We start from the raw sequence: 17,262 nt of genomic DNA, 5'->3' as shown, positions 1-17,262 counted from the left end.
CTTACCTGTTTTTTTTCCAAATAAAATCAGTGGTCAAATAAAAACTCCCTAGAAAATCAAAAAGGCATTGTTCAGGAGAAATAATGGATAAAAAAGTATCTCCGTTTGCTTTTTCATACAAATGATAAATTTCTCCAACGATGGGTTCAAAATTAAATTTAGCGTTAAAAATCAATTGATTGTGCTCATATTCCTCAATCATTTTTGCATACGCATTTTTGATTTCCAGATATTTTGCCTCCATCTTTTGATTGACCTTATGGATGCTTCTGTTTTTCCAAACTACACTATCAGTTGGCGTAATTGCAGGAGCTCCTACGTTGGTTGCATAGGGCTTTAAGTGAGCGTCGTATGTTTGACTTTCAGAGCTAAAGACCACATTATCTGGTTTTTTTTCTTTCATTGATCCGATTTAACCATAATTAATCTATAAAAATAATAATAACGCAAATAATACTCGTGCTTTATTTTAGAAATGCCATACTTTAGAATAGGTTAAGATAGTTTGTTTTTCTTTCAAAGCTTTCTTTAACTTATGCGTTCTTTTTTTTAAAAATTACGTTACTTTATAGAACAGCTTTTTTAACATAAAATATGAAAACATTTTTACAAGAAACGACGGAATCTATCATAAACATTACAGAGAATCAAAAAGATACGATTTGTATAGTTCCTAGTGAGCGAGCTGGAGTCTATTTGAAAAATGCGTTCAAAGAAGCGTTAAAAGGTAAAGTTTCCTTTTTACCTAAAATTGTAAGTGTTGAAAATTTTATTAAAGAAATATCAGGTTTAGAGAATATCGATCAGATTTCTTTATTGTTTGAATTTTTTAAGATCTATCAAAAAGAAAATAAAAAATTAAAATCAGATACTTTCGAGCGTTTCATAGGTTGGGCAACGATTGTGATTCAAGATTTTAATGAGATTGATAGGCATTTGGTTAATGCTTCAGAAATTTTTGAGTACCTCACAGATGTTCAGAAAATAAAAGACTGGTCACCTTCATCAACTGAGATAACAGACACAATTAATAATTATATGAGTTTTGTTGGAGATCTTCATTTGTATTACAAAGAATTAGGTAAGGTGTTGATTGATAAAAAAGTAGGGTATCAAGGTTTGGTATATAGACAGGCGTATAAAAATTGCGAGGCTTATTTGAGAAATCATCAGCAAAATCATTTTCATTTTATTGGTTTTAATGCTTTGAATAAGGCAGAAGAAGAGATTTTTAAGAGTTTTTTAGCTTTGGAACACAATCATATTTATTGGGATGCTGATGATTATTACATGGAGGGGGCTCACGAGGCAGGAACTTTTATGAGGAAGTTTTTTGATGAATGGCAATGTTTACAAAAGGGGAAAAGAAAAAACTGGATTCATAATCATTTCAGTCAGAAAAAAAACATTCAAATTTTAGGAAGTCCATTAAATGTAACCGGTTTAAAATCGGTTACCACCTTATTGGATGAAGAATTGGTGGCAAATGAAACCGCATTGGTTTTGGCAGAAGAAACTCTTTTGCCGGTCGTTTTAAATTCTATACCACCTTCAATAAATAAAGTAAATATAACCATGGGGTACCAGTTGAGCAATATTCCTTTATCGGGACTATTCCAATCCATTTTTGAACTCCATTTGAATAAAGACAAGCTAGGTAAAAATGATTTTTACCATAAGGATATTTTATCATTTTTAAGACATTCCTATATTTCTAAAATCAGCAATAACAATAGCGAAAAAGTAATCAACACGATTAATCAAAACAATTTGGTATTTGTTTCCCATTCCCAAATGCTTACTTTTTTTACCTCTTCTGGATTAGATAAAAGTTTGGCGGTATTGTTCGATCCCGTAGATGATATTTCTGTCTTTATTGAGCGAATAATTCAGTTTATCAATTACTTGAATACGGGGTTAGATGGGATTGAATTACTCTATGTTGAAGGGTTTAGAAAGGTCTTTCAAGAAATATCCAATTTGAATATGACCTACAAATACATCGACAACATAAAAGTACTTTACAAAATATTTAAAAAAATATTGCCTTTGGAGAGTATTGATTTTAGAGGAGAGGCTCTAGAAGGTATGCAGTTGATGGGGGTTTTAGAAACCCGTTGTTTAGATTTCAAGAACGTCATCATTACATCCGTAAATGAAGGGATTCTGCCCACCGGAGCAAGTGAACGATCTTTTATTTCCTTTGAAGTAAAAAAGCAATTTCAAATGCCTACATACTTAGCAAAGGACGCCATCTTCTCTTATCACTTTTATAGGTTGATTCAGCGAGCGGAAAATGTTTATCTGCTCTATAATACAACTTCTGATGATTTCGGTCGAGGTGAAATGAGTAGGTTTTTAACTCAATTGATGATTGATAAAGAGGCAGATGTTACCCATAGGAATATTGTTTCAAAAATCAATAATTATACAAAAAAGGCTAGAGAAATAGAGAAAACTCCAAAAGTAATGGAGGTATTATCTTCTTATTTTGAAAAAGGAGCTTCGCCCAGTAGAATTATAGATTACATAAGAGATCCTTTGTCTTTTTATGAAAATATGGTGTTGAAAATAAGAAAGCCTGAAAGTGTTGAGGAAGAAGTCGCAAGCAATACTATGGGTACAGTTGTTCATGATTCTTTAGAGCTTTTGTACCTGCCCCATAAGGGAAAAAAAATACAGGTTGAAGATTTGAAAAAAATGAAGGCGAGCCTAAAAGAAGTTGTGAGCTCAAAATTTAAAGAGTACTTTAAAGATGGAGAGGTAAAAACAGGGAAGAATAAATTGATTAGCGAAGTCGCTGAGAAATTTGTAGAAAGTTTTCTGGATAAAGAATTGTATGACTTGGCTTCGGGAAAAGAAATTGTTATTATCGATTTAGAGGGGAAATATGAATGTTCGGTCACTACACCAAATGGAAATCAAGTAGTTTTGGTTGGGAAAATAGATAGGATAGATGAGGTAGATGGAGTCCGAAGAATAGTAGATTATAAAACAGGTGTTGTAAAGTCGTCAGATTTAAAACTAGGAGATTTGACTTTATCGACTTCAGATTATAAATATCACAAGATTATCCAAGTCATGATGTATGTTTTGTTGTATACTGAAGATCAACATTTCGATTTGGATCAGTTTGAACTCCAAACAGGAATTTATTCTTTTAGAAATTTTAAAGAAGGGTTTTTAGGTATGAATTTTGCTACCAATAGACAGAAAAAAGACCAGAGGGTTACCCGAGAACATCTAGGTGCTTTTAGGCAGACTTTGTTCCGCTTAATTGACGAAATTTTAGACGATAAATTTAATTTTATTGAAAAATTAGACGCCCCTTATAAAAAAGAAGCATAATGGTAGAAAAGAATGTACAAGTATTAGGAAAACACAAAAAGCCAATTTTAACAGATTTTCACTACACCAAAAACAAGGTAAAGAAGCCCGTTGTTATTTTGTGTCATGGATACAAAGGCTTTAAAGATTGGGGAGCCTTGAATTTGGTTGCTACAGAGTTTGCTAAAGAAGGTTTCTTTTTGGTCAAATTTAGTTTTTCACACAATGGAGGAACAGTTAAACAGCCTATAGATTTTCCAGATTTAGATGCTTTTGGGCGAAATACCTTTTCTATTGAGTTAGATGATTTGCAATCTGTTATTGATGAAGTGATTCAGAATTCAAAATTTTCTAATGAAATAGACGTGAATAATATTTCATTAATAGGCCACTCTCGAGGTGGTGGTATTGTTACGATAAAAACAAACGAAGAGCCTCGAATAAAAAACATTATTTCTTGGGCAGGCGTCTCAGATTTTAAGTCTAGATTTCCAAAAGGATTCAAATTGTTTTGGTGGAAATTAAGGGGGGTTGCTTATATTATAAATACAAGAACCAAACAGAAAATGCCTCACTATATATCTTTTTATAACGATTTTATCAAACATCAAGATAGATTTAATATTCAACGTGCAGTAAAGAATTTAAAAGCAAACCATTTGATGATTCATGGAACTGCAGATGAAGTAGTAAAACCACAAGAATCCAAAGATATTCACATTTGGAATTCCAAAAGTAAGTTGGTCTTAATAGAGAATATGGATCATGCTTTGGGTTCTTGTCAGCCCTATTTGGAAAAACAAATGCCAGAATATTTGCGCCAAGTGGTGGAAGAATCAATATCTTTTATACATGAACAGTCTTAGGTTTTCGTTTAGGTATATCAATGGTATCGCTATTCCAGCTATTGTGTCAGGTGTTATTGAGCCTGTTTTGTCTTTGACAGATACAGCGATCGTTGGAAATGTTTCGGTAAACGCAACGCAAGCTTTAGCTGCGGTAGGCTTAGCAGGTTCTTTTATTGCAACTCTTGGTTGGATTTTTACACAAAGTAAAGTTGCTGTTGCAGCTTTAGTAGCTGAGTATCTGGGTAAAAATCAACTCGATAAAATCATAGGCTTGCCTGCGCAAATGATTGGAATCAATATTGTGTTGGGCTGTTTGGTTTATTTTATCACATATGGTTCATCAGTATGGATTTTTAAATTTTATAATGCTGACGGATTGGTGTTAGACTACACGGTTTCATATTATAAAATTAGAGCTTTAGGTTTTCCTATGCTTTTGTTTATCGTTTCTGTTTTTTCTGTTTTTAGAGGATTGCAAAATACTTTTTGGCCTATGATTGTAAGTCTTACTGGCGCCGTATTAAATATCATATTAGATGTTGTGTTGGTGTATGGTGTAAAAGGTTTTATTCCGGCAATGCACGTAGAAGGAGCTGCATGGGCAAGTGTGTTTTCTCAGTTGGTCATGTTTGTGTTTGCTTTGGTGTTACTGTTTTTAAAAACACCTTTTCGTTTAAAAATTAGTTTTAAAACTCATCCGCAATTAAAAAGAACACTCAGTATAAGCGCCAATATGCTGGTTCGGACAATTGCTTTGAATGTCAGTTTAGTCATGGCGAATACTTACGCTACAAAATATGGTCCTAGTTATATAGCTGCCTTTACAATTGCTTTTCAAATATGGTTATTCTTTGCTTTTTTTATGGATGGCTACGCTAGTGTGTCCGCTATCATTTCAGGAAAGTTAAAAGGAGAAAAAAATTATAAAGAATTATCTCTATTGGTCAATACGATTATGAAATATACGCTAGGAGTTTCTTTGTTGTTGTTAATTGTTTTTACATTTGCATATCCTTATGTAGGGTTTGTTTTTACAAAAGATAAAGAAGTTATAAGTATTTTTACTTCTTTTTTCTGGATGGTGTTGCTTATGCAGCCTTTGAATGCGGTCACCTTTGTGTATGATGATGTTTTTAAAGGAATGGCAGAAGCAGTAACATTGAGAAATACATTATTAGTAGCAACTTTTGTTGGATTTGTGCCCACCTTGATGATCTTTGATTTTCTTGGTTTTAAAATGTTAGGTATTTGGATGGCATTTGTGGTTTGGATGTTTATACGAGCAGTCATTTTACATTTCAAACTAAAAAATATTTTGAATTTAAATCTGGAATAAATATTTGAATATATGGAGTCATACGTAAAGAATACCATTAAAGATAAAGTAGCTCAGATAGAGTTTTTTAGTTCAGCGAGTAATTCTTTGGGAAGTGAGGCATTAGAACAGTTGCGAGAGATGATTAAAACCTGCGCTTCTGATGTTAATGTTCAGGTTATTCATTTGAAAAGTGCAGGTGAAAAAGTGTTTTGTGCTGGAGCCTCTTTCGATGAATTGTTGGCCATTAAGGAACTAGACGAAGCAAAGCGTTTCTTTATGGGTTTTGCTAAAGTAATCAATGAGATTAGAAGGTGTGGTAAAATAGTGTTAACGACTGTACAGGGTAAAGCAGTAGGAGGCGGTGTGGGGATTGCAGCAGCTAGCGATTACGTTTTTGCCACAGAAAGTGCTGCTGTAAAATTGTCAGAATTAAGTATCGGGATAGGGCCTTTTGTTATAGAACCGGCAATCACCAGAAAGATAGGCTTGTCAAATATGACCAGTCTAGCGTTAAATGCAAACCAGTGGAAAAGTGCAACATGGGCACAAACCTCAGGTTTGTTTCATGAGGTTGAGGCAGATCTTGATCAATTGAATCAAAAGTCAGATGCCTTGCTAAAACAGTTGGTCAGTTATCATCCTCAAGCTTTGGCTGAAATGAAAAAAGCGATGTGGCAAAATACAGATCACTGGGATATTTTATTAGAAGAAAGAGCTGCTATAAGTGGAGAGTTAGTGTTGTCCGAAGCGACAATAGAAGCGCTAACCCAGTTTAAAAGAAAGTAACATGGAAAAAATAAGAATTACAAAGAAATTTGATTTTGAAACAGGTCATGCGTTACATGGGTACGACGGTAAATGCAGAAATGTACATGGGCATAGTTATAAGTTGTATGTGACGGTTATTGGCACACCTATTCAAGATATAAATCATGTTAAAAACGGGATGGTTATAGATTTTTCGGATTTAAAAACCATTGTTAAATCTGAAATAGAAGATGTTTTTGATCATGCTACTGTATTCAATAAAAACACTCCACACGTGGAATTAGCAAAAGAATTACAGGACAGAGGGCATCATGTTATTTTAGTTGACTATCAACCCACTAGCGAGATGATGATTTTAGATTTTGCTAAAAAGATTAAAGATAGACTTCCTCGTCATATTAAATTGCACTCTTTAAAACTACAAGAAACAAGTAGCTCTTTTGCTGAATGGTATGCAAGTGATCAATAAAATTCGCGTTTTGGGAGGGTTCTAGACAGAAAGATTTACGTGTTGGTAACACTGGTGTCAAACCATTTGTGAATCAAAAACTTTACAAGCTTAACACATATAATGGCCTCTGTAACCCCTAAGGCATAGCCGCAGAGGATATCAAGGGGGTAATGTTTTCCCATATAAATTCTGCTGTAAGCAAACAACAATGGATAGCTGAAGAAAATAACTGTCCATGGAGATTTTTTTCTAAAAAGAAAATATATAAATGTAGTTACTGCCATAGAAGTGGTTGCGTGTCCTGAAACAAAACTAAAGCTCCTAGAAGGTTTTAAAATTCTTATTTGTTCCATAACTCCTATTTGCCAACATGGTCTTGGTCTTTCAAATGAGTATTTAATCAGGTTTACTAAAATATCAGATAACCCAGCCATCAGAGAGATAAATAAGAAAAGAAAGATCCCTTTTTTCCAGCCCAACTGCTTTACTAACAAAAATAGCCAGAAAATAAAAAGTGGGAGCCAGTTTGTTGCCTTTGTGATTGCAAGCCAAAAAGCATCGTAACGGCGGTCTCCAAAATTGTTAAGGTACACTAAAAGTTGTTGATCAGCATGGATGAAAACATCTAATAGATTCATTATTTCATCCTTTTAATAGGTCCTGTAACTTCATCGATGCTAGACTTTACGTCTTTAACAGTTTCTTTAATGTCTTTGGTAACGTCAAGATCTAACCCATTATTAACTGCAGAGTTGTTAATTTCTTTTTTGATGTCATTGGTAGCATTTTTAACTTGGTTGATCCCTTTAGCAAGTCCCCTTGCGATTTCAGGAATTTTATCAGCTCCAAAAAGCATAACCACTAACAGAAGAACGATAAAAATTTCAGGACCCCCGATGAATAAAAACATAGTGTTAAAATTTAGTTTAGCAAAGATAACAGGAATAAATGACTTTTCAATAATTTGAAGTTCCACAAAAAAAGACCCCTAACTAAAGAGATCTTTTTTGAGTTATGCTCCAAGTAAATAGTGACTTAACTTTGGATGATTTGGTTTTGTTTCATCAGAAGGTGAATGTCTTCATTTACAATTTCTTTTTTAGTATCAGCAAATGCTAAGAATTTTGGATAAATAGAATCGAGTTCTAATTTTGTAAGTTCATAACCTATGTTTTTTGCTCTGTAAGCCAAGGCAGCTCTTCCACTACGTGCAGTTAAAATGATAGCAGACTCGGTAACCCCAACATCTTCTGGATCCATGATTTCATAGGTTTCTCGATTTTTAATAACTCCGTCTTGATGAATTCCTGAAGAATGAGCAAAAGCATTTGAACCGACAACAGCCTTGTTCGCTTGTACAAACATACCCATGTGCTCTTGAACCATTTGAGAAGTACTGTATAGCAGTTTTGTGTTGACACCGGTATCAAGGTTTAGATTAGGATGTTGTTTCATAATCATAACCACTTCTTCCAAAGAGGTGTTTCCTGCTCTTTCTCCAATACCGTTTATGGTACATTCTATTTGTCTAGCACCATTGATCGCACCTTCTATTGAGTTTGCAGTCGCTAGTCCTAAGTCATTGTGACAATGACAAGACAATACCGCTTTTTCTATCCCTTTTACGTTTTCTTTTAAGTACTTAATTTTAGCTCCATATTCATGAGGTAAGCAGTATCCTGTTGTGTCTGGAATATTTAGAACTGTTGCACCAGCTTTGATGACCGCTTCGCAAACTCTTGCTAGATATTCGTTATCTGTTCGTCCTGCATCTTCAGCATAGAATTCAACATCTTGCACAAAACCTTTGGCGTATTTAACTGCAGCAACAGCTCGTTCAATAATGGCTTCACGGTTAGAATTAAATTTGAATTTGATATGAGAATCAGAAGTTCCAATTCCAGTATGTATTCTTGGTTTTACAGCGTGCTTTAGGGCTTCCGAGGCTACCTTAATGTCGTTTTCAACGGCACGAGTCAATCCACAAACGGTTGCTCTTTTAACCAGCCTAGCGATGGCATCTACCGATTTAAAATCACCAGGACTAGAAACAGGAAAACCGGCTTCGATGATGTCTACTCCTAATAAATCTAAACGCTCAGCGATGATTAATTTCTGCTCTGTGTTTAGTTTACATCCCGGAACTTGTTCTCCATCTCTAAGAGTTGTATCAAATATCTGTACGTGATCCTCAGCCATTGTTTTGTAGTCTTTTTTGCGTGTGTGTAAACAAAAATAACGTTCTGGTCAAGTGGGCAAAACTCTTGTTAAATAATCTTTCCCTAGGCCAAACGGTATATAAAACCCATTATCCCAGTAAAATCAAGTGTTTGTGTTGTTTTTTTTTACGACATCCAGCGTTGTAAATATGAATATTTTTTGTAGTATTGAATTAAATTAGATTTACATAAATATGAGAAAAGAAAAGAAAAAAGATCCCTTGTTTTTTCTGATAAAATCATTGAGCAAATCGGAAAAAAGACAATTTAAATTGTATGCGGGGAGGTTGGAAGGGAATACCCAGTCTAATTTTATGGCTTTGTTCGTTCTCATGGATAAGATTTCAACATATGACGAAAAGCTAATTCTTGCAAAGACAAGCATTAAAAAGCAACAGATGTCGAACACAAAAGCTCATTTATATAGGCAAATTTTAATTAGTTTGCGTTTGAGTCCTGTACATCAAAATAGCATTACTCACATCAGAGAGCAAATAGATTTTGCCACGATATTGTACACTAAAGGTTTATATAAGCAAAGTTTACGCTTGTTAGATAAAACCAAATTGCTTGCCGTTAGCAAAGAACAATTCAATTTGGCCTACGAAATTATAGAACTTGAAAAAGTAATTGAATCTCAGTATATTACCCGTAGTATGAGTGATCGAGCAGATACTTTAGCAATAGAAGCCAAAAATATCAACCAAAAAAATGTAATCACTTCAAAATTATCAAATCTCTCTTTACAACTGTACAGTTGGTTTCTAAAACATGGTTATGCTCGAAATGATACTGATACCCATATCGTTGAACAGTATTACAAAGACAGAATTCCAAAGTATAATTTTTCTGAGCTTGGTTTTACTAGTAAAATGTATTTGTACCAGGCTAACTTGTGGCAAGGTTTTATTACTCAGGATTTTTTATCCTGCTATCGTAATTCTCAAAAATTAGTTCAGTTGTTTCATGATTTGCCGGACATGAAAAAGTTACATCCTGTTTTTTACTTGAAGGCAGTGAATTATTTGTTAGAATCCCTGTTTTATCTTCAAAAGAATGACAAGTTTCAAGAAATCTTAAGAGATTTAGCTATAGAAATAAAAGAAGAGAAAGTATTTTCCTCTGAAAACACTCAAAATCTTTGCTTTTTGTATTTGTATCAACATAAAATCAATTCATTTTATTTGACTGGAGATTTCAGCAAAGGAACTGACTTTGTGAAAAATGTATTGGTAGAATTGGATAAAACAGATAAAAAAATAGATGCACACCATGTCATGTTATTTTATTACAAAATTGCTTGTATGTATTTTGGTGCAGGCGATTATGAACAGTGTATTTTTTATTTGAATAAAATCATTAGGAATAAGAATCTGAAAATGCGTGAAGACTTACTCTGCTATACAAGAGTTTTAAATTTGGTAGCACACTATGAGTCGGGAGAGGATGAACATATTGAAGAGTTGATTAAGTCTACTTATAAGTTCTTGTTGAAGATGGATAACCTATACGAGGTACAGAAAAAAATGATTAAATTCTTGAGAAACTTAAGCAACTTGTATCCACACGAATTAAGGAAATCTTTCAAAGATCTTTATGAGGGATTAAAAGTATATGAAAACCATCCCTATGAAAAACGTTCTTTCTTGTACCTGGATATTTTGTCATGGTTGGAGTCAAATGTCAAAGGAGTTCCTGTGGAAGATATAGTAAAACAAAAAATATTAAAATCAAAGCATTGAAGTATTTAGGCGATCATTATTATTTAATTCAACTCCAGTATTTAGGCTTTCGGTTTCATGGTTGGCAAAAACAACCAGGAGTCAAAACCATTCAACAATATCTAGAAAAAACTTTGCGTTTTGTTTTGAAGCATCAAAAATTCAAGACAATAGGAGGAAGTAGAACTGATGCTATGGTTTCTGCAAACGATGCGTATTGTCATTTGATTACCAAGCAATCATATGATACGAGTTGGTTGCTAAAGGAGTTAAATAAAAATCTACCAAGAGATATGAATGTGCTAAAGGTGAAAAAAGTTGAGGCTACCTTTGATATGATAGGAGCGGTAAAAGCCAAAGAATACCATTATTTGTTTTCTCACGGTGAAAGAAACCACCCTTTTTGTGCTCCAATGATTACAGGAAAGATTACAGAATTGGATATTGACCTTATGCAGCAAGGAGCTAAATTATTTGAAGGCAAGCATAATTTTAAAAAATACACCAAGCGTTCTAGTGAGCATACACTTTTTCAGAGAGAAGTTTTTTCTTCTGAAATCATAAAAAATGAACGATACCAGGCAAATTTCTTCCCAAAAGAAAGTTACATATACAAGGTTGTGGGGCCAGGGTTTATGAGGTATCAAATAAGAATCATGATGGGTACTCTTTTTTCATTGGGGAGTGGAGAAATAGATTTAGATTTCTTGAAAAAGACGTTAACCCATTTTGATGACGATGTTGTCTTGAACGAAATTGCACCTGCAAGTGGACTTATTTTACATCACAATACGTTGTGATTTGATTTACGTTTGATTTGAATTTGAAGAATACATATTTTAAACGATGATGTTTGTGCTTAAAATAAAAGTATTATATTTGCCGACCGATTCTCATCGTGGGAATCTGCATAATAATCATTTACATAAATATTAGCATGTCAATATCAAAAGAAGCAAAAGCAGAGATTTTTGCAAAACACGGAAAGTCAGCAACTGACACAGGTTCAACAGAAGGTCAAATAGCGTTATTCACCAAAAGAATTGCAGATTTGACAGAACACCTAAAAGAAAACAGAAAAGACTACAATACACAACGTTCTCTAGTGAAGTTAGTGGGTAAGCGTAGATCTTTGTTAGATTACTTAACCAAAGTAGATGTCTTAAGATATCGTGCCATTGTTGCAGAGTTAGGGTTAAGAAAATAATTTAAGACAAAAAAAAGAGGCGATGAGGCCTCTTTTTTTTATTTTAGTCATCTCGCTAGAATTTATTAGCGATAAAAATAAGAAATCAAAACATAGATTTTGATTCCATTGTAGACAAGACCCTATGACAACACAATATTTTGTTATACAATAACCGTTGGATTTTCTTATTTCATCCAACACTTAAAACATTTTAGTTATGGTACCTAAGGTATTTAAAGAAGTTATCGAATTAGGAGACGGAAGAACCGTATCTATCGAAACTGGAAAATTAGCAAAGCAAGCTCACGGTAGCGTTGTTGTGCAGATGGGAAAAGCAATGTTGTTATGTACAGTAGTATCTAACTACAAGCAGTCTGATGTAGATTTTTTACCATTAACAGTAGATTATCGAGAAAAGTTTGCAGCTGCAGGGAAATACCCGGGAGGTTTCTTTAAAAGAGAAGCTCGACCTTCTGATGCAGAAGTGTTGACTATGCGCTTGATTGATCGTGTGTTACGTCCATTGTTTCCAAAAGATTATCACGCAGAAACTCAGGTTATGATTCAGTTGATGTCACATGACCCAGAAGTAATGCCAGATGCATTGGCTGGATTAGGAGCATCAGCAGCTATTCAATTGTCTGATATTCCTTTTGAAACTCCAATTTCTGAAGCGCGTGTAGCTAGAGTCAATGGAGCGTTTGTGATCAATCCAAGTCGTGAACAATTAGCAGAAGCTGATTTAGACATGATGATTGGAGCATCTGCAGATTCAGTAATGATGGTAGAAGGAGAAATGGATGAAATTTCTGAAGAAGAAATGGCAGACGCAATTAAATTTGCACACGAAGCGATCAAGCTACAATGTGCTGCTCAAGTTCGTTTGGCAGAGGCTTTTGGAAAAAAAGCTACCCGTGATTATGATCAAGCTGAAGAAAATGAGACATTGGCGACAAGAATCAACACTTTGGCATATGACAAATGCTATGCGATAGCTGCACAAGGGACTTCCAAAGCAGAAAGAACTGAAGCATTTGCAAACGTAAAAGAAGAAGTAAAAGCTGATTTTACAGAAGAAGAGCTAGAGGCTTACGGTGATTTGGTTGGAAAGTATTTTAATAAATCTCAAAAAGAAGCAGTACGTGAATTAACATTGGCTACAGGAAATCGATTAGATGGACGTAAAACAGATGAAATTAGACCTATTTGGGGAGAAGTTGATTATTTGCCTTCTACTCACGGTTCTTCTATTTTTACACGCGGGGAAACTCAAGCGTTGGCAACAGTAACCTTAGGTACTTCAAGAGATGCTAATATAATTGATTCACCAACCAACGAAGGAGAAGAGAGATTTTATTTACACTATAATTTCCCTCCATTTTGTACTGGAGAGGCTAGACCACTAAGAGGAACTTCTCGTAGAGAAGTAGGTCATGGAAATTTAGCGCAACGCGCATTGAAAGGAATGGTTCCTGCAGATTGTCCTTACACTGTAAGGGTTGTTTCTGAGGTGTTAGAGTCTAACGGTTCTTCATCTATGGCAACAGTTTGTGCTGGTACTATGGCTATGATGGATGCTGGTATTCAAATGACAAAACCAGTTTCTGGTATTGCTATGGGATTGATTTCTGATGGTGATCGTTACGCGGTATTGTCAGATATTTTAGGTGATGAAGATCACTTAGGAGATATGGACTTCAAAGTGACAGGGACAGCTGACGGAATTACTGCATGTCAAATGGATATCAAAGTAAAAGGATTGTCTTACGAGATTTTGGTCAATGCATTGAAGCAAGCTCGTGAGGGGCGTTTACATATCTTAGGAAAAATCACGGAAGTGATACAAGCGCCTAATGAAGACGTGAAATCTCATTCTCCAAAAATGATTACAAGAGTAATTCCGAACGATTATATTGGAGCATTGATTGGGCCAGGAGGTAAAAACATCCAAGAGCTACAAAAAACCACAGGGTGTACAATTGTTATCAACGAAGACCCAGTAACTACAGAAGGTATAGTTGAGATTTTAGGAACCAACCAAGACGGTATTGATGCTGTTTTAGCGAATATAGAATCTATGTTGTTCAAGCCTGAGGTAGGAAAAGCTTACAAGGTTAAGGTGATTAAGATGCTTGACTTTGGGGCTGTGGTTGAATACTTAGAAGCACCAGGTAATGAAGTTTTGTTACACGTTAGTGAATTGGCATGGGAACGTACCGAGAATGTTACTGATGTAGTAAATATGGGAGATGAGTTTGAAGTTAAATACTTTGGAAGAGACCCTAAAACTCGTAAGGAGAAGGTTTCTAGAAAAGCCCTATTAGACAAACCAGAAGGTTATGTTGCAAGACCACCAAGAGACAATAATAGAGGTAGAGATAATCATCGCGGAAGAGATAACCGCAGAGAGGATAGAAGGCCTAGAGAAGATAAAAAAGCGGACTAGTTTTTTGATTTCTTGTAAAACAAAAACCCCTTTCAATTAATTGAAAGGGGTTTTTGTTTGGTTGATGCAAAGACCTAATGAGAATCAGTAAAAGAAAAACAGTAAATAGCTTAAAATGAGTTGCTTATAATGTGTCAAAAAAATAAAATAAAATAATCTAGTATTTTTTGTAACAAAAAACCTTTTTCGCTCGTATTACCTAAAATACAATATAGTTTAACATCAAAATTCAATGAGACAACTTAAAATTACCAAGCAGGTTACCAATCGTGAGACGGCTTCTTTAGATAAATACTTACAAGAAATTGGGAAAGTAGATCTAATTACTGCTGACATGGAAGTGGAATTAGCACAAAGAATCAAAGCTGGAGACCAAGCGGCTTTAGAGCGTTTGACAAAAGCTAACTTACGTTTCGTAGTATCGGTAGCAAAACAATATCAAAACCAAGGATTGACGCTACCTGATTTGATAAATGAAGGGAATTTAGGTTTGATCAAAGCAGCAAAACGTTTTGATGAAACTCGTGGATTTAAATTTATATCCTATGCTGTATGGTGGATTCGTCAATCTATTTTACAAGCATTGGCAGAGCAGTCGCGTATTGTTCGTTTGCCTTTAAACAAAATTGGATCGATCAACAAGATTAATAAGATGTACGCTTTCTTAGAACAAGAAAATGAACGTCCTCCTTCGGCAGAAGAAATAGCCAAAAAATTAGATATGACGGTCAATGATGTTAAAGAGTCTATGAAAAACTCTGGTCGTCACGTTTCCATGGATGCTCCGCTAATAGAAGGTGAAGATTCCAACTTATATGATGTTTTGAATTCTGGGGAGTCACCGAATCCAGACAGAACATTGCTGCATGAATCTTTGAAAGTGGAAATAGAAAGAGCATTAGAAACTTTGACTCCTAGAGAAGCAGATGTTGTACGTTTGTATTTTGGTTTGGGTGAACACCAACCTATGACTTTAGAAGAAATTGGAGAAACTTTCGATTTGACTCGCGAGCGAGTTCGTCAGATTAAAGAGAAAGCGATCCGAAGGTTGAAACATACATCAAGAAGTAAAATATTAATGACCTACTTAGGTTAATCAATACGATTAAATAAATACAAGTATGAGCAAGTTAGTAGCTCCATCGGTATTAGCAGCCGATTTTGCAAACATCCAACGCGATGTAGAAATGATTAACAACAGTGAAGCTGATTGGTTTCACATAGATATTATGGACGGTGTTTTTGTTCCAAATATTTCATTTGGAATGCCAGTGATGAAAGCGATTAAAAAGCATGCCACTAAGCCTTTAGATGTCCATTTAATGATTGTCAATCCAGATCAATACATAAAAACATTCAAGGAAATAGGTGCTGATATTTTGACTGTGCACTACGAAGCTTGTACGCATTTGCATAGAACGATACAGGCGATTAAAGCTGAGGGAATGCAAGCTGGAGTAGCTTTAAATCCTCATACTCCTGTAGCTGTTTTAGAAGATATTGTTCAAGAGCTAGATTTGGTTTGTATTATGAGTGTAAATCCTGGTTTTGGAGGCCAATCATTTATAGAAAATACTTACACTAAAGTACAACAATTAAAAAATCTAATTACTTTTAAAGGTTGTGAAACTAAAATCGAAATAGATGGTGGAGTAACCAATCAAAATGCAAACAACTTAGTTGAAGTTGGTGCAGACGTATTGGTAGCAGGGAGCTATGTTTTTGGCGCAGAAGATCCAATAGCTACCGTAAAAGAATTGAAGACAATGATTAATTAATCAAATAAATTTAAACAAATGAAATTTTTTATTGATACAGCAGATTTAGCCCAAATAAAAGAGGCTCAAGAGCTAGGGGTTTTAGATGGGGTAACAACCAATCCTTCCTTAATGGCAAAAGTAGGAGTTAAAGGACAGGAAAACGTTATCAACCATTACAAAGCTATTTGCGAAATTGTAGAAGGAGATGTAAGTGCTGAGGTAATTTCTACTGACTTTGAAGGAATGGTAAAAGAAGGAGAAGCATTGGCTGCTTTAAACCCTCAAATTGTGGTAAAATTACCTATGATAAAAGATGGGATAAAAGCTTGTAAATACTTTAGCTCTAAAGGAATTAAAACCAATGTAACATTAGTTTTTTCTGTGGGTCAAGCTATTTTGGCTGCTAAAGCAGGGGCAACTTACGTATCTCCTTTTATTGGCCGTTTAGATGATATTTCTACAGATGGATTACATTTGATAAATGAAATCAGAGAGGTTTATGATAATTATATGTTTGAAACAGAAATATTAGCAGCCTCGGTGAGGCACACCATGCATATTGTGGATTGTGCAAAAATAGGAGCAGATGTTATGACTGGACCCTTGAGTGCGATTGAAGGTTTATTGAAACATCCTTTAACAGCTAGTGGATTGGCTACTTTTTTAGAGGATGCCAAAAAATTTCAATAGTCAAGATTTAAACGATTCAGAATAAAAAAATCCCGAATGGACTTGGTCATTCGGGATTTTTTATGTTTTCAATTGAGTTCTACTGTTTAGGAAAATAGTTGATTTTGGTTTCTACAGTGGCAAATTGGCGAAACATTTCCATCACACCACAATAGGTGTCAATAGATAGAGACACTGCTTTTTCAATTTTAGTTTGATTTAAATGATTTCCATAAAAATTAAAATTCACCAAAACTTTGTGATAAAATTTAGGATGTTCGTCTGTTAATTCAGCTTCTACATCAATGTCAAAAGTATCAACGTCAATACGCATTTTTTTTATCAAGGAGCCAATATCTATTCCCGAGCAACCCGCTAAAGCTGAAAGCATTAATGCTTTTGGGCGCAGCCCTTTTCCTTGTCCTCCTACTTCTTCTGAACCATCAATTGAGACCATTCCTCCAGGTCCTTCAGATTCAAAATGTACTCCTTCTTTCCAATATAAAGATATTTTTTGTGTTGCCATATTTCTGTGTTTTTATCTTG

Annotated in this window: 17 protein-coding genes; 12 read left to right on the top strand and 5 right to left on the bottom strand. The window is 34.7% G+C overall.

The window, feature by feature from the left end; translation table 11 throughout:
- Window position 1: 1 nt before the first annotated feature.
- Window positions 2–403, bottom strand: a complete 402-nt coding sequence (locus ABF281_RS00970; protein WP_347179833.1) for a DUF2452 domain-containing protein — start codon at window positions 401–403, stop codon at window positions 2–4.
- Between the two features lie 191 nt (window positions 404–594).
- Between ABF281_RS00970 and ABF281_RS00965 the strand changes: the two genes are divergently transcribed.
- From ABF281_RS00965 to ABF281_RS00945, 5 genes are read left to right on the top strand one after another with little or no spacing between them, the layout of a single operon-like run.
- Window positions 595–3,348, top strand: a complete 2,754-nt coding sequence (locus ABF281_RS00965; RefSeq protein ID WP_347179832.1) for a PD-(D/E)XK nuclease family protein — start codon at window positions 595–597, stop codon at window positions 3,346–3,348.
- Complete coding sequence (locus ABF281_RS00960; protein ID WP_347179831.1) at window positions 3,348–4,193, top strand: dienelactone hydrolase family protein; 846 nt, start codon at window positions 3,348–3,350, stop codon at window positions 4,191–4,193. Before ABF281_RS00965 ends, ABF281_RS00960 begins: the two co-directional genes overlap by 1 nt.
- Complete coding sequence (locus ABF281_RS00955) at window positions 4,180–5,511, top strand: MATE family efflux transporter (protein ID WP_347179830.1); 1,332 nt, start codon at window positions 4,180–4,182, stop codon at window positions 5,509–5,511. The genes ABF281_RS00960 and ABF281_RS00955 overlap by 14 nt, the downstream gene beginning before the upstream one ends.
- Before the next feature lie 12 nt (window positions 5,512–5,523).
- Entirely contained in the window at window positions 5,524–6,279 is a 756-nt protein-coding gene (locus tag ABF281_RS00950; protein WP_347179829.1) for an enoyl-CoA hydratase/isomerase family protein, read from the top strand.
- Between the two features lies 1 nt (window position 6,280).
- Window positions 6,281–6,730 (top strand): 6-carboxytetrahydropterin synthase, encoded by a 450-nt coding sequence (locus tag ABF281_RS00945; RefSeq protein WP_347179828.1) that lies wholly within the window; start codon window positions 6,281–6,283, stop codon window positions 6,728–6,730.
- 35 nt (window positions 6,731–6,765) lie between these two features.
- On the opposite strand, the gene ABF281_RS00940 is transcribed toward ABF281_RS00945, so the two are convergent.
- The 3 genes from ABF281_RS00940 to ABF281_RS00930 form a co-directional block, all read right to left on the bottom strand.
- Window positions 6,766–7,350 (bottom strand): phosphatase PAP2 family protein, encoded by a 585-nt coding sequence (locus ABF281_RS00940; protein WP_347179827.1) that lies wholly within the window; start codon window positions 7,348–7,350, stop codon window positions 6,766–6,768.
- A complete protein-coding gene (locus ABF281_RS00935) occupies window positions 7,350–7,622 on the bottom strand; it encodes a twin-arginine translocase TatA/TatE family subunit (protein ID WP_347179826.1) in 273 nt (90 codons plus the stop codon). Before ABF281_RS00935 ends, ABF281_RS00940 begins: the two co-directional genes overlap by 1 nt.
- 125 nt (window positions 7,623–7,747) lie before the next feature.
- Window positions 7,748–8,911 carry a 2-isopropylmalate synthase gene (locus ABF281_RS00930; protein ID WP_347179825.1) on the bottom strand — a complete coding sequence of 388 codons (1,164 nt, stop codon included), beginning with the start codon at window positions 8,909–8,911 and terminating at the stop codon, window positions 7,748–7,750.
- A 214-nt stretch (window positions 8,912–9,125) separates the two neighbouring features.
- On the opposite strand from ABF281_RS00930, the gene ABF281_RS00925 reads away from it, so the two are divergent.
- From ABF281_RS00925 to fsa, 7 genes are all read left to right on the top strand, one after another.
- Window positions 9,126–10,673: a hypothetical protein gene (locus ABF281_RS00925; protein WP_347179824.1), complete on the top strand. Its 1,548-nt coding sequence runs from the start codon at window positions 9,126–9,128 to the stop codon at window positions 10,671–10,673.
- Complete coding sequence (locus ABF281_RS00920; protein ID WP_347179823.1) at window positions 10,670–11,452, top strand: tRNA pseudouridine(38-40) synthase TruA; 783 nt, start codon at window positions 10,670–10,672, stop codon at window positions 11,450–11,452. The genes ABF281_RS00925 and ABF281_RS00920 overlap by 4 nt, the downstream gene beginning before the upstream one ends.
- Before the next feature lie 137 nt (window positions 11,453–11,589).
- Window positions 11,590–11,859, top strand: coding sequence for a 30S ribosomal protein S15 (rpsO, locus tag ABF281_RS00915; RefSeq protein WP_347179822.1), 270 nt, complete (start codon window positions 11,590–11,592; stop codon window positions 11,857–11,859).
- Window positions 11,860–12,058: 199 nt separating this feature from the next.
- Window positions 12,059–14,287 (top strand): polyribonucleotide nucleotidyltransferase, encoded by a 2,229-nt coding sequence (locus tag ABF281_RS00910; protein WP_347179821.1) that lies wholly within the window; start codon window positions 12,059–12,061, stop codon window positions 14,285–14,287.
- Window positions 14,288–14,519: 232 nt separating this feature from the next.
- Window positions 14,520–15,383 carry a sigma-70 family RNA polymerase sigma factor gene (locus tag ABF281_RS00905; protein WP_068827853.1) on the top strand — a complete coding sequence of 288 codons (864 nt, stop codon included), beginning with the start codon at window positions 14,520–14,522 and terminating at the stop codon, window positions 15,381–15,383.
- Between the two features lie 25 nt (window positions 15,384–15,408).
- Window positions 15,409–16,065, top strand: a complete 657-nt coding sequence (gene rpe, locus ABF281_RS00900; protein ID WP_347179820.1) for a ribulose-phosphate 3-epimerase — start codon at window positions 15,409–15,411, stop codon at window positions 16,063–16,065.
- 18 nt (window positions 16,066–16,083) lie between these two features.
- On the top strand, window positions 16,084–16,737 hold the full coding sequence (fsa, locus tag ABF281_RS00895) for a fructose-6-phosphate aldolase (RefSeq protein WP_347179819.1): 654 nt from the start codon (window positions 16,084–16,086) through the stop codon (window positions 16,735–16,737).
- 79 nt (window positions 16,738–16,816) lie between these two features.
- Here fsa and ABF281_RS00890 read toward each other — a convergent pair whose 3' ends face one another.
- Window positions 16,817–17,242, bottom strand: coding sequence for an OsmC family protein (locus ABF281_RS00890; protein WP_347179818.1), 426 nt, complete (start codon window positions 17,240–17,242; stop codon window positions 16,817–16,819).
- Window positions 17,243–17,262: the final 20 nt, after the last annotated feature.

Source organism: Wenyingzhuangia sp. (genome assembly GCF_039768515.1).
Lineage (GTDB): Bacteria > Bacteroidota > Bacteroidia > Flavobacteriales > Flavobacteriaceae > Wenyingzhuangia.
Note: the sequence above shows the minus strand (reverse complement) of the source record. Positions and strands in the feature narration are given on the sequence as shown.